Genomic DNA, 12,998 nt, shown 5'->3' with positions numbered 1-12,998 from the left:
CTGAAGCTCCCATATGAAAACTATTCAAGACAAATCACTACGCAAAGTCGCCATTCTGGTTGCCAGCCTCGACGAGGCGTGGAGCGATCGGATCCTGAGCACGCTCTCGCCGCAACAGGCCCGCGGTGTCCGCCTGCAACTTGATCAGCTCACCGACGTTGATCCCGAAGAACAGCGCCGAATTGTTGCCGAGTTCCGGCAAAGCTTGGCTCAACCCGTGGAACCCCCTTCCGCTGGGGTGGAATTAGAAGCCTCGCTGCAAGAGCGAATCGATCACGACGATTATTCCCCGGTCATGCATCAGCCAGCTCACTTGCTTGAAAGCCTGTCAGTAAGCGACGCCGAGTTTCTGGTCGAGATGCTCAAAAGCGAAAGTGCGCAGACAATTGCCGTCGTGCTATCACGACTCGATCCCAGTCGCGCCGCTGAACTACTGAACAAACTCCCTGCCGCACAACAAACCGACATTCTCGATCGATTGGGCGAACTCGATACGACCGACGAACACGCAGTCCGCGTGATCGAGGCACAGGTCACACAGTGGATTCACGATCATCGTCGGCGCCAGGAACGAATGGCCGCTGGTCGCGAGATGGTCGAACGCATCATGAGCCGCACCACGACTCCTGCATCACCCAATCATTCGACCGTGATTAGCGGCAGGTTGCCCAAAGCAACTTCCACAGTCGCCAGTGAGTATCGCCAATCAACGCCGCAACGCGAAACCTTGCGGCCTCCGATGCGCTACGAACCGCTTCCCAAAGCGTCTCAAACCACACAACAACTCGATCCGTTCGCTCAACTCACCGCGGCCGAATGCCAAACGCGCATAGAAAAACTTTCCGACGAAGCCTTGCTCGGCGCGCTGTCGCAATGCGAATCACAAGTCGTGTCGCTCGCCCTCGTGGGAACCGGCGAGAAAACATTGAAGCGCGTACTACGCGGTTTACCGCGCCGCGAAGCCAAGGTCTTCCGCCAACAACTTCGCGACATCGGTCCGATTCGCTTGAGCGATTTGCTCGCCGCCCAACAAGAAGTCCTCCGCCAAGCTGCTGCCTATCACAAGAACTGAACTGCATGGCCACGATCATCAAATCCTCGACGCAAGCTCACACCACGGGCACGCCGCTGCGCCAAGTGGCGTACGACCTGAGCGATTTCTCGGGACAAGCCGACGACTATCTCGCGCGAGTTCGCACCGAGGCCGCCAAGATTGTCATGCAGGCTAAGCAGGAAGCTGAAAAGATTCGCTCGCAAGCCGAACAAGCGGGCCGCAAAGCCGCCGAAGCCGCGATCGAGAAAATACTCGATGAGAAAGTCGCCAAGCAAATGATTTCGCTGACCCCTGCGCTTAATGCGGCTGTCGGTCAGATCGTTGACTCGCGTGCCGATTGGCAGCGTCATTGGGAATCAGCCATCGTGCAAATCGCCTGTGGCATCGCCAAACGCATCGTTCGCCGCGAACTCACCCAAGAGCCCGAGCTCACGCTCGAATGGATTCGCGAAGCACTCACGCTTGCCGGTGGTGCTGAAGAAATCACACTGCGGCTTCACCCCAATGATCTGGCCACGCTGCGCAGCCAAGTGGAACAACTGGCCCTGACTTTTTCACCGATCTCACCAGCCCGAATCGTCGCCGACGAGAAGATTTCGCAAGGTGGCTGTCGGTTAGACACGCGGTTCGGCAGCATCGATCAACAACTCGAAACACAACTCGCACGGATTGCTCAGGAACTTAGCTAACACGCTTTACAAGTCGCCATGAACTCACTCGCCCCCGAACTTCTGGATTCCGCCGTGCTGGCTGGCCTCACCGGCAGCGTCGCGCAAACCATCGGCTTAACCGCCGCGGTTGCGGATTTTCCAGCCCCCGTAGGTGCGCTCGTGACTATTACCAAACAGTCGGGCGAACTGATTGAAGCCGAGGTCGTGGGCTTTCGCGACAAGCTCACCCTGGTCATGCCGTACAGCAGTCTTGAAGGAGTTCGTCGTGGCAGCCCCGTGACGCTCGTCCGTAGCTCGCGCACCTTGAGCGTTGGCGATGCCTTGCTGGGCCGCGTGATCGATGCCCGCGGGCGCTGCATCGACGGGCGTCCTCAGCCGCTGCTCACGTCGCGACGTCCCTTAAAAGTCCAACCCATCCCTGCTACTCAGCGGCCACGCATCGAAGAACCGTTGGCGACCGGCGTTCGTGCGATCGATGGTTTGCTCACTTGTGGTCGCGGCCAACGCTTGGGAATCTTCGCGGGTTCGGGCGTCGGCAAAAGCGTGCTGATGGGCATGATGGGCCGCTATACTGATGCCGATGTCTCGGTGATTGCCCTCATCGGCGAGCGTGGCCGCGAAGTCAATGAATTCATCCAACGCGAACTCGGCCACGAAGGAATCGCCCGCAGCGTGATTGTGGTCGCCACGAGCGACGATCCCGCGTTACTGAGAATTCGAGCCGCGTACACCGCGACAACGATCGCCGAGCATTTTCGTGATGCCGGCAAAGACGTATTGTTGGTGATGGATTCGGTCACTCGTTTCGCGCTCGCGCAGCGCGAAATTGGTCTCTCCGCTGGCGAACCCCCCACCACGCGTGGTTTTCCACCCTCGGTGTTCAACCTACTGCCGCAACTCGTGGAACGCGCCGGGCGCACCCCCAACGGCAGCATTACAGCTTTTTATTCCGTACTCGTGGAAGGTGACGACGAAAACGAACCCGTTGCCGACACAATGCGCGGTTTGCTCGATGGGCACGTTTGGCTGTCACGCCGACTGGCCGAACGCGGCCATTTTCCGGCGATCGACGTGCTGCGGAGCATAAGCCGGTTGATGAGCGACGTCACGCCGCACGAATATCGCCTCGCAGCGCAAATGCTGCGGAAAATGCTTGCCGTGCTGCACGAAAATGAAGACTTGCTCGCCATCGGCGCCTATCGTCGCGGCACAAACCGCGAACTCGATGTCGCCGTGGCGATGCGAAACGACATTCATTCACTCTTACGTCAAGCCGTCGATCACCAGCAACCACTCGCCGAGATTCACGCCACGGTGCAAAAGCTCGCCCAACAATGCGCGGCAAATTTGAAAGCCCCCGCCCCGACAGCTCAATCGGCATAACAAAAATAAATCATGTCCAAATTCCACTTCCGACTAGCGACCCTGCAGAAACTCCGCGAAATCCAGCGCGACGAGTTGCGGTCGAAGCTGGCCGAAGCGGTGCAAGCTCAACGAATCTTGGAAGAACAGATGGCCCAGGTGGCTGCCGAAATTCAAGAGCTTCAGGCCTTCCGCCGCGCGGGTGTGACTTCACAACAACTTAACGTCGAACAGTTGCTCGAAGCCCAGCGGTATCAAGGGGTGTTGGCGGGCCAATATACCACGATGCAAGAACAAAACCGCTTGCTCGCCGCGGAAGTCGAACGTCGCCGCGGGGTCGTGGTCGAAGCCGATCGCCAAGTGAAGGTTTTGGAAAAACTCCGCGAACACAAACTCGAAGAACATCGCCACGAGCAATTGCGGGCCGAAACCAAAGTGCTCGATGAAGTCGCCTCGCGTCGTGGGCAGGAGGCTGAACTATGGCTGGCCTGATCCGTCTCATGTTTCCGTTGGTGGGATTCTTCTGCACGGCAACCGTCGTGACAGCATTCTCCTGCTACGGTTATCTGCGTCACTCGGGGCAACTCGACGACGACAAGATTTTTCGTTTGGTCGCGCTGCTACATGATGTCGATCTCGAAAAGATTGCTCAGAAGAACGACGAGATCACCGAGCCCGAAGTTCCCCCCGAGGAAACTTCCTACGAGCAAAGCCAAGAAATCCTGCAAGTGGCCACCCTCCATTTGCAATCCAAGCGAGATGACCTCGACAAGCAGTTGGCCAACTTCGATGCCAAATTCCGACAGCTCAATACACAGAATCAGCTCTACCAAGGCTATCACCGCGAGGTCGAAGTTTATCTGGAAAAAGTCAAGAAAGAGGCTGAGAACGATGGCCTGCTGGCTGTGCGAAATCAGTTGCAAAACCTGACGCCCAAGAAACAAGCCAAGCCTTTGTTGATCGCCATGATCAAGGAAAACCGCACCAAACAAGTGATTTTGCTGCTTAACGGCATGTCGGCCAAGAAACGCAGCGACATCCTCAAGACGTTCGACTCGGCTGAAGACCTCGACATGCTTTACGAGATTCAAGAACAGATGCTCGACGGCGATCCGATCAAACCGTTTGTTGAAGAACAATTGAAAAAGATGGCCGCCGCTACGCCCCTCGATGCACAGTAAGCGATACGGAAAGTTTATCATGAGCTCCACGATCGACACTTTGCTAAAAGTAAGCACTACGCCTGCCAAGCCGGCCGCGCAGACTGCTGCGCGCGATTCGGCCGAAGAGTTTGACAATTATCTTCGCCAAGCGTCCTCGTCCCACACAGCCCCTGAGAAACTTGCCAAAGACCCAACCCCTCAGACTCCTAAGCCCGTGGAGACAGCGACCACCAGCGGCGACCAACAAGGAACCACGTCGTCACCCGACGAAGAAGCTCATACCACGCTCATCGAATCTGAAACTGCGACCGACGAAGAAACCGATACCACCATCATCGACGAAGTGCTACTGTCCGCCGTGGCAAGCGTGACTGTTACTCCTCCCACGGAGATCATCACCGCAATTGAATTCACGGGGGAAGAACTGACAGCTGAGCCCATCACGGTGATGCCACAAACGGAACAAACCGAGCCCTTGCCGACTGGCGAATCAACGACGGCTTCTCCGTGGATTGACGAATTATCTGCCGCGACAACCACCGAACCGATTTTCTCTGGCATCACGGCCGCAAATAACTCGACTTTCACCACCGAAACGATGGTTGCCGTGGCCGAAGTAACCACGGCTACTGCCGATCAAGTGACTGGTGAACCGCAGGCCGAATTACCTGCTGCACCAATTATTGAACCGTTCGTTGCGCAAGCCGGCAACGAAACCCAAACGGCAGCGGCACAAGTCGCAGTCACGAATTCGAAATTGCCGCCCGCAACTGCTACTGCGACTGCGACCGAAGACGAACCTTCCGAAGAGACCTCGTTTCTGGAAATCGACACGCAGTTTCCAGAATTGCCTGCGGAAGATGTCGCGGAAACAGCCACGCAGTCCGATGGCAAGATCTCCGAAGGCAACACTAAAACACCCGAAGCGACAACTCCAACCACTCCAACGAACACAGGCCAAATCACGGCTCAACCGACAACCAGTTGGCACGGAGCGAATTCCGCCCCGGTCACCAAGCAAGATTCCGATCCGTCGCTCCCCACAATCGATCGCGCGCGGTTCGTGCAGCGTGTCGCCAATGCGTTTCGCTCGGCACAAAACAATGAGGGCCACGTGCAGTTGCGGCTCAGTCCCCCCGAGTTGGGTTCACTCCGCATTGAGATCGCGGTTCGCAACGGCGTGCTGTCCGCCAACCTTGAAGCCGAAACGGCCGACGCCCGCCGAGTGCTGCTCGACAATCTGCCAGCACTGCGTCAACGTCTCGCCGAGCAAGATATTCGCATCGAAAAGTTCGAAGTCGATATCCGCCGCGAAGGAGGGCAACCCGACGGCCAAGCGAATGCCCGCGAACAACAAACAGAACAACAATCGCAGCGTGGCGTCGCGCAAAATCGCATTCGCACACAATCGACCAACAGCGAGATTCTCACAGCTCGTGTGATACGCAGTTCGGGTAATGCCACCGACGCCGGCCTCGACGTGAGAATTTGACAACACACACAGGTTTCACCACAAACCGAGATTCCCAATATGTCGCAAATCAACAACGTCACCAATTCGCTCACCGGCAACCAATCGGGCAGTAGCGCGATCCGAGATATGAACGTCGACGATTTCCTGAAGCTCATGATCACTGAGCTCCAGAATCAAGATCCACTCAATCCGATGGAAAACGATCAGATGCTCGCTCAGATTGGCCAGATGCGCGAGATCGCCGCGAGCGAAAGCCTTACGCAGACGCTCGACTCGGTGCTGCTTGGTCAGAACATCGCGAGTGCCACCAACTTGATCGGTGCCGAGATCGACGCCATTTCTGACGACAATCAACGCGTCACCGGGAAGGTTAGAAAAGTTGGCATCTCAGAAGGCGTCGCCAAGCTTCATCTCCAAGAAAACGCAGGGGCGAGTGTCTCCGACGAAGAAGGCGAGCTGGCTGAGGGCGACTATCGCTACATGATCACCTGGGAAGCCTCCGATGGGACGCTCTTGGGCATTGAAACAACGACCCCCGTTTCCGTGGATGCTGACGGTAAGTCCGTCATGCTCGCCAACCTGCCGGAAACATCCAAGCCCAAGCAAATTTATCGCACCAAGGTCGGCGGCGAGGGTCAGTATCACTTGGTCGGCACAATCAACAGTGGCAAAACCGCCACGTTCCACGACACCACCTCCGACGAGGACCTTTCCGCAACCGTGCTCAACCGCACGCCGCGAATGGTCCTCAACGCGGGGCGCACTTACGAAGTGAGCCTCAACAACGTGGGCGAAATCCGTCCCCCCGCCGCGGCACCGGAACCAACCGATCCTGATACAACTGACCCCGACACAATAAACCCTGACACCACCACAGATCCCGACACCACCGAAACCTAACCGTTAACCGCGACGCGCCGCGAAGCAACGCGGAGCGCGCTCCCAACAATCGACCCAACATCACCAATAAACCAACGACCCCAAATTTGAACGCGAGGACTGTACCATGGGTTTGCAATCCGCACTAAGCACGGCTTTGACGGGCCTCAATGCCGCCGAAACGATCATCGACGTCGCCGGCAACAACGTTGCCAACGCACAAACGGTTGGCTTCAAGGAATCGGGCGTCAACTTCGCGACCCAGTTCTTGCAAACGGTCAGCATCGGTGCTGCCCCCAGCGCGGGCAACGGGGGTACCAATCCTCGCCAGATCGGCTTGGGTGTGAAGGTGTCTGAAATCACTCCTGACTTTACCCAGGGAACCATTGAGATCAGCTCGAACCCTTTGGACGTGGCCATTCAAGGCGATGGTTTCTTGATCGTCGAGGGGGGGCAAGGCGAAGACCTATATACACGCAACGGTCAGCTCAAGACCAACCAAGACAATGAAGTGATCACCATCAACGGCAACCGCGTGCTCGGCTACAATGCCATCAACGGCGTCATTACAGAGAATCTCGAACCGCTCGTGATTCCCATCGGCGGCAGCGTGGTCAACAAGGTCACCAGCGTGGCGTCTTTTTCGGGAACGTTGAGTCCGAGTGCCGCGGTCGGTGTTGCCAACATCATCGAATCAGACGTGCTGAGTAACGACGCCTTTCCAAAGCCGGCCAATTTCCCCACGGGCAGCTTTTTAACCACGCCACCCATCGATATCTCCACTTCCGCGGGTGCGGGTGACGGGTCGGCAACAATTCCCGCAGGCGCGTATTCCTATCGCATTACCTATATCGATTCCTTCGGAAACGAAACCGCGGCTTCAACCGGGTTTACTGTAAATTCGACGGGTGGCGACATTGATCTCAGCAATCTCCCCACTGCCGATGGTGTTGACTATGTTGGCCGCAACATCTATCGCACCACAGCGGGTGGCACCGATTTCTACCTCGTCAACGCCGCGCCGCTAAACGCCACGGATACAACTTATACCGATACCGTGCTTGACGGCGCGCTCACAGTCCCTGCCAACGCCCTCGACACTTCGTCACTGGAAAACCCTGGCGACTACAGCTATTACGTGACATACTATCGCTTGTCCGATGGTGTCGAAACTCGGCCAAATTCGTTGCAAGGCCCCATCTCGATCAATTCACCCAACCAAAGAATTCGCATCACCGATATCCCCCAACCATCAGCCGACGATATTACCGCTGGCTTTACTCAAATCCGTCTGTATCGCACAACTTCAGACGACAACAGCGAATACCGTCGACTTGCAACGATTCCCGCAGGCCAACTAAGCTATATGGACTCTGCGTCCGACGCGAGTATCGAAACCGCAGAACTCATTGATCTCGATGGCCCCAAGATCACCAACGACACGCTGCTGATCGACGTAGTTCAACGCAGCGGAGGGGACTATACGAACGTTTTCTCCGGCCCAGGCGTGTTATCGTTTGACGCCACCAAAGGTGGCAAAGCCATTCCTTCCAAAACTTTCGAAGTGACCGCCACCTCGACCGTTCTCGACTACATGCGATTCCTGCAAGAATCGCTCGGTATTAACACGATCGTACCCGACGCACCTGCCGTCGTGGTGCTCAATGGTAAAATCACCGTCGAAGCCAACAAGGGTATCGCCAACGCTCTTCAAATCGGGCCTGCCTCGCTGGAATTCACGCCAACCTCAACGGGTCGGCCCGAAACCAAGAATTTGGGCTTCGAGCAAATCCAGCAAGCGGCTGGCGAAGGTAGCACTTCCGAATTCGTGGTCTACGACAGTCTGGGTGTACCTTTGACCGTGCAACTCACCACGGTCGTCGAACAAAAGAACGACAGCTCAACCGTCTGGCGCTGGTTTGCCACGTCAGGTGATAACGAACCCCTCACAGGCGACAGCACGGTTGTCGGCACGGGTCTCATCAGCTATGACGACAACGGCGTGTTTGATCTCGCCAACAGCGGTAACCTTACGGTGGTGATCGAACGAAATGACACCGCCTCGGAATCGCCGCTCGACTTCCAGCTCAACTTCTCTCAAACCAACGGCAAGGAACAGGGCACAAGTCGGCTCAACTTCACCACACAGGACGGCTTCCCACCCGGTGTGCTTACCGACTTCTCGATCACCGAAACGGGCGAAATCCGTGGCGTCTACAGCAACGGCATCGGCCAAACATTGGGGCAGATCGTGATGGCTCGGTTCATCAACAACACCGGTTTGCTCCAAGTTGGCAACAACATGTATACGATCGGTGTGAACTCGGGGCAGCCCCAATACGGTATCCCCGGCGATGCCGGTATCGGTTCGCTCACCGCTGGTGCCGTGGAGTTGTCCAACACCGACATCGGTCAGAACTTGATCGATTTGATTCTAGCGTCGACGCAATACCGCGGCGGCGCGCGAGTCATCACAGCCGTGCAAGAATTGCTCGACGAATTGATGGCGCTCCAGCGGTAATTTGAATCGGGCTAGCTAAGAGTCTTTATCGCTGAAAATTTTATGGATATCGCCACGTTGCTCGGTCTCGCCGTTGCCGTTTCGTTGATCGTGAGCTCGATCGCGCTCGGTGGCGGCTCGTTCGCTGCGTTCATCGATCTCCCCTCGGCTCTGATCGTGTTGGGGGGAGCGATGGCCGCAGCGCTGGTTTCGTTTCCCCTGCGAAACTTCGCCAGTGTGTTTCGAGTCACTGCCAAGTCGCTGTTCTACCGACTAGAATCCGTGCCCCAGTTGTCAGACGAAATTGTTCGCCTAGCCGAGTTGGCCCGACGCCAAGGCTTGCTTTCGTTGGAAACGCAGCTTACGAAGATTCGACACCCCTTCCTCCTGTTAGGCGTGCAACTGGCTATCGACGGCACGCGGCCCGAAGTGACTGAAGATATTTTGCGAACCGAACTCTCCGCGGTGGCGCACCGCCATCGCGACGGCAAGGGTGTGATCGATTGCATGGGCCGTTTCTCGCCTGCCTTTGGCATGATCGGCACATTGATGGGGCTCGTGATGATGCTCGGCAACATGCGCGATCCGTCGAAAATCGGCTCGGGCATGGCTGTAGCTTTGCTCACCACGCTCTACGGCGCACTCGCCGCCAACGTGGTGTTCCTGCCCATCGCCGAGAAACTCAAATTCACCAGCCGTCAGGAACTCTTGGCGATGGAGCTCATTGTACGCGGCGTGCTGGACATCCAAGCCGGCGAGCATCCCCGCGTCATCGAGCAGAAGCTCAAGTCTTTTGATCCTGATCGTTCGCTGAGCGAAATCCGCCCCACGATACGGCAAGAAATCGCCACCGAAAAGCGGCGTGCCGCCTGATGCGGAGGGTGAGTTGATGCACACATTTCAATTTGAAGAAGAACCAACCCACTCCGTGCCCGAGTGGTTCGTCACGTTCGCCGACATGATGTCGTTGCTGTTGGCGTTCTTTATCATGCTTGTGTCGATGAGCAATTTTGAATCTCCCAAGCAGTTTCAATCGCTTGTCACTTTGCTCCAAGAGCAGTTCGGCCATAACCCCGCTCACGGCGAGGCGGAGAAAAATCTCGTCGTTCCGGCTCAAGGGGACGTCATCCCCGACGCTCTTCAGCAAGACGATACGCTTCCCGGTGGCATTATCTTGTTTGAGCAATCAGCAACCGAGCTCACCGAAGCAAACAAACGAGCCCTGCACCAAATCGCCCGGCAACTCAACGCTTCCGAAGTTCGCATCGAAATCCGTGGTCATGCCACTCAGATACCTATTGACCCCCACAGCGGCATCCGCGACGTCTGGGACCTTGCCGACCGCCGCTGTCACAGCACGATGAAGTTCCTCATCGAGCAAGGCATCAATCCCAATCGTATCCGCTTGGCCAATGCGGGGATGAGCGAACCACTCTACAACGGCGCAGACCTGCTGCGACTTCGCGAGAATTCCCGGGTAGAAATTCGCTTGCTTGAGGAGGATTCGGACCGGTTGTAACGATTCTGCCGGCGGTCAGAAAGCGTGCAAAATCATGACCTACAATTGCGCGTAATTCAGTGAACGTGGTTTCTCGAAGGAATAGACATGTCTGCTGCGACTGCTGCCCATTCTGCGCCCGAAGTGGAAGCACCTGCCGTCAAAAAGCCCGGCTTCATGACCCTCATTAAGGCCTTGGCCGTTGTCTCGGTGTTGGTGCTACTGCAATTGGTGGGCGTTTCGATGCTCATGCCCTCGGCCAAGGAAACCACCGATATCGCCGAGAAGCTCGTCGCTGCCGATGCCGTCCAAGAAGCCGAAGAAGCGGACGCACACGCCGCAGTCGCGGCCGCGGATGCAGAAATCGACGCCGACGCCCACGGCGTTCCAGGCTCGCACGATATGCGCGAAGTTAAGCTCGGCAGCTATCACGTCGTGACGTTCAATACCGATACCGGCACAAGTTTGAATATCGACTTTGAACTGTACGGCACGGTGCTAGCAAAAGAAGAGCCAGAATTCACTCACTTATACGAAGCCAACCAGGTTCGTCTGCGGGAACAGATTCTCGTGACCGTTCGAGCGGCCGAAGTCGCCGATCTGAGCGACCCGGACTTGGGCTTGCTGAAACGCCAAATTTTAGAGAAAACCAATCGCACTCTCGGTAAGCCGCTGCTGAACGAAGCAATCTTCAGCAAGTTTTCGTTTATCGAGCGGTAAATCTGCCGATACCGATAAAGGCGACTCAGTTCGCCAAGCTTATTTCGCATGATGCACGCAGGACGCGTGCTAGCATACCGCGTTTGGAAGGATTCCCATGGCGGACGACTCAAAAAAAGTCAATCAGAACGAAATCGAAGAACTGCTGCGCCAAGCGAATCCAGCGCCAAACCAGTCCGTCGATCAGTCGGAAATCGAAGCTCTGCTCGGAACAGGTGCTTCAGCCGCTGCTCCGCCTGTGAAACCCTCGGTCAGCGCCAAGCCTGCTGCTGGCTACGAAGGCGTTTCCCAAGACGACATCGAGTTGCTACTCAACAAAGCCGAGGAAGCACTGGCTTCGCTTGATTCGGGCAAGGATGCGATGCAACCTCTGCCAGTCGGGATGCGAACCTTTGAATTCGAGAAATTCCGCGGGTCGTCGGCCAACTCTGATGCCGCCACGCTCGAACTTATGCGCGACGTGCAACTCGATATGACGGTCGAGCTTGGGCGTACGCACATGCACTTGGAAGACGTGCTGCAACTCCGCAAAGGGGCCGTCGTGCCTCTAGATAAGCTCGCCGGTGATCCGGCTGATATTTTCGTCAACGGCCGGCTAATCGCCCGCGGCGAAGTCTTGGTCTTGAACGACAACTTCTGCATTCGCGTCGCCGAATTGATCGTCGGCGAAGCCGCTTAAATGCCTTGCTAGCACCGCCTAGCGAGTGCCTGCAACACGCAACTGATCTGGCCGATTTCTACGGCGATTTCTATAAGCCCCACTGCGTTTATAGGTGCATTGCTGCCTTGCTGTGTGGGTAAGCACTACGGCTAACCTTGTGGGTGCCACTGCTGGCTTGCCCAGCAGTGCTTCATCAGCCTTCCAGTCAATTGCGAATGATCATGATCCTTCAGCGGATGTTTATCGCTTTCTGTGTCCTTGTGATGTTGCTCACGATGAGCACAGCATCCCTCCGCGCGCAACAAGAATCCGATCCCAACATCCTGTTTTCCTTCGACCGCAAAGAGGCCGGAACGCAAACTACGGCCACACCAATTCCTACAGCGACTGAAGCCAATCTCAGTATTGAACAAGCGCCCCCTGCCCCGCTGCCTGAAACAATAATTCGCCACGATCCAGCCGTGATCCCAACGTCAACGACGACACCCACGGTAACCGAACCACCCAAAGATGTGCGCCGTCTCGCGCCCCTTTCACGTGCCGATCTGTTGCCCGCTGTTCCTGGCGATAAGCCACGCACCAGCCAACTCCCTTTTCAGCTTCCCCAGTTTGGTTCACTTGGCACCGCCGGAGCAGGCTTGGTCCTTGTCGTAGGATTATTCCTGCTGTGCTTGACTCTGATGCGCCGCAGCGGTCCGAACCCCATGTCTCCGTTGCCACGTGACGCCGTGGCGATGCTGGGACGCATTCCGCTCACTCCCAAGCAATTCGCCCATCTGCTGCAAGTCGGCAACAAACTCGTCCTCATTTCCATTTCCGGCGACCGGACCGACACGATTACCGAAGTGACCGAACCGGCGGAAGTCGAACGCTTGCTCGCCCTCTGCATGAAGGGGAACAAGCAAAGTACGTCGGTCGAATTCCAACGCATGCTGCAACAAATGGCCAAGGAACCCACGCGCGGTTTCCTCGGCAAAGAAGCCGCAACCTACGCACGGACCGCACGCGGATAGTTT

At 56.6% G+C, this 12,998-nt stretch carries 13 protein-coding genes; all 13 read left to right on the top strand.

Annotated features, from left to right (window positions below):
- The first annotated feature begins 13 nt into the window (after positions 1-13).
- The 13 genes from SH678x_RS04545 to SH678x_RS04485 all read left to right on the top strand — a co-directional run bounded on the left by SH678x_RS04545 (position 14) and on the right by SH678x_RS04485 (position 12,995).
- The gene (locus SH678x_RS04545; protein WP_496921701.1) at positions 14-1,072 is read left to right on the top strand and encodes a FliG C-terminal domain-containing protein; all 1,059 of its coding nucleotides are present in this window, start codon (positions 14-16) and stop codon (positions 1,070-1,072) included.
- 5 nt (positions 1,073-1,077) lie between these two features.
- Entirely contained in the window at positions 1,078-1,743 is a 666-nt protein-coding gene (locus SH678x_RS04540; RefSeq protein ID WP_496921700.1) for a FliH/SctL family protein, read from the top strand.
- A gap of 18 nt (positions 1,744-1,761) precedes the next feature.
- Positions 1,762-3,108, top strand: a complete 1,347-nt coding sequence (locus tag SH678x_RS04535; protein ID WP_496921699.1) for a FliI/YscN family ATPase — start codon at positions 1,762-1,764, stop codon at positions 3,106-3,108.
- Between the two features lie 12 nt (positions 3,109-3,120).
- A complete protein-coding gene (gene fliJ, locus SH678x_RS04530; RefSeq protein ID WP_496921698.1) occupies positions 3,121-3,579 on the top strand; it encodes a flagellar export protein FliJ in 459 nt (152 codons plus the stop codon).
- Positions 3,567-4,268: a hypothetical protein gene (locus SH678x_RS04525; protein ID WP_496921697.1), complete on the top strand. Its 702-nt coding sequence runs from the start codon at positions 3,567-3,569 to the stop codon at positions 4,266-4,268. Before fliJ ends, SH678x_RS04525 begins: the two co-directional genes overlap by 13 nt.
- Before the next feature lie 19 nt (positions 4,269-4,287).
- A complete protein-coding gene (locus SH678x_RS04520) occupies positions 4,288-5,742 on the top strand; it encodes a flagellar hook-length control protein FliK (protein WP_496921696.1) in 1,455 nt (484 codons plus the stop codon).
- A 39-nt stretch (positions 5,743-5,781) separates the two neighbouring features.
- Complete coding sequence (locus SH678x_RS04515) at positions 5,782-6,624, top strand: flagellar hook assembly protein FlgD (protein WP_496921695.1); 843 nt, start codon at positions 5,782-5,784, stop codon at positions 6,622-6,624.
- A 106-nt stretch (positions 6,625-6,730) separates the two neighbouring features.
- A complete protein-coding gene (locus SH678x_RS04510) occupies positions 6,731-9,124 on the top strand; it encodes a flagellar hook-basal body complex protein (protein ID WP_496921694.1) in 2,394 nt (797 codons plus the stop codon).
- Positions 9,125-9,166: 42 nt separating this feature from the next.
- Positions 9,167-9,976: a motility protein A gene (locus tag SH678x_RS04505; protein WP_496921693.1), complete on the top strand. Its 810-nt coding sequence runs from the start codon at positions 9,167-9,169 to the stop codon at positions 9,974-9,976.
- 16 nt (positions 9,977-9,992) lie between these two features.
- Complete coding sequence (locus SH678x_RS04500) at positions 9,993-10,622, top strand: OmpA/MotB family protein (RefSeq protein WP_496921692.1); 630 nt, start codon at positions 9,993-9,995, stop codon at positions 10,620-10,622.
- Positions 10,623-10,709: 87 nt separating this feature from the next.
- On the top strand, positions 10,710-11,321 hold the full coding sequence (locus SH678x_RS04495) for a hypothetical protein (protein ID WP_496921691.1): 612 nt from the start codon (positions 10,710-10,712) through the stop codon (positions 11,319-11,321).
- 97 nt (positions 11,322-11,418) lie between these two features.
- Complete coding sequence (gene fliN / locus SH678x_RS04490) at positions 11,419-12,000, top strand: flagellar motor switch protein FliN (protein WP_496921690.1); 582 nt, start codon at positions 11,419-11,421, stop codon at positions 11,998-12,000.
- A 197-nt stretch (positions 12,001-12,197) separates the two neighbouring features.
- Positions 12,198-12,995, top strand: coding sequence for a flagellar biosynthetic protein FliO (locus SH678x_RS04485; RefSeq protein ID WP_496921689.1), 798 nt, complete (start codon positions 12,198-12,200; stop codon positions 12,993-12,995).
- The last annotated feature ends 3 nt before the right edge of the window (positions 12,996-12,998 follow it).

The organism is Bythopirellula superficialaquae (genome assembly GCF_059632245.1).
The sequence above is the reverse complement of the archived record's forward strand: the minus strand, read 5'-3'. Positions and strand labels throughout refer to the sequence as shown.

Coding starts and splice junctions, on each gene's coding strand:
- SH678x_RS04535 (WP_496921699.1), top strand. CDS start 1,762: ATGAACTCACTCGCCCCCGAACTTCTGGATTCCGCCGTGCTGGCTGGC.
- SH678x_RS04520 (WP_496921696.1), top strand. CDS start 4,288: ATGAGCTCCACGATCGACACTTTGCTAAAAGTAAGCACTACGCCTGCC.
- SH678x_RS04545 (WP_496921701.1), top strand. CDS start 14: ATGAAAACTATTCAAGACAAATCACTACGCAAAGTCGCCATTCTGGTT.
- fliN (WP_496921690.1), top strand. CDS start 11,419: ATGGCGGACGACTCAAAAAAAGTCAATCAGAACGAAATCGAAGAACTG.
- SH678x_RS04540 (WP_496921700.1), top strand. CDS start 1,078: ATGGCCACGATCATCAAATCCTCGACGCAAGCTCACACCACGGGCACG.
- fliJ (WP_496921698.1), top strand. CDS start 3,121: ATGTCCAAATTCCACTTCCGACTAGCGACCCTGCAGAAACTCCGCGAA.
- SH678x_RS04500 (WP_496921692.1), top strand. CDS start 9,993: ATGCACACATTTCAATTTGAAGAAGAACCAACCCACTCCGTGCCCGAG.
- SH678x_RS04515 (WP_496921695.1), top strand. CDS start 5,782: ATGTCGCAAATCAACAACGTCACCAATTCGCTCACCGGCAACCAATCG.
- SH678x_RS04505 (WP_496921693.1), top strand. CDS start 9,167: ATGGATATCGCCACGTTGCTCGGTCTCGCCGTTGCCGTTTCGTTGATC.
- SH678x_RS04485 (WP_496921689.1), top strand. CDS start 12,198: ATGATCATGATCCTTCAGCGGATGTTTATCGCTTTCTGTGTCCTTGTG.
- SH678x_RS04525 (WP_496921697.1), top strand. CDS start 3,567: ATGGCTGGCCTGATCCGTCTCATGTTTCCGTTGGTGGGATTCTTCTGC.
- SH678x_RS04495 (WP_496921691.1), top strand. CDS start 10,710: ATGTCTGCTGCGACTGCTGCCCATTCTGCGCCCGAAGTGGAAGCACCT.
- SH678x_RS04510 (WP_496921694.1), top strand. CDS start 6,731: ATGGGTTTGCAATCCGCACTAAGCACGGCTTTGACGGGCCTCAATGCC.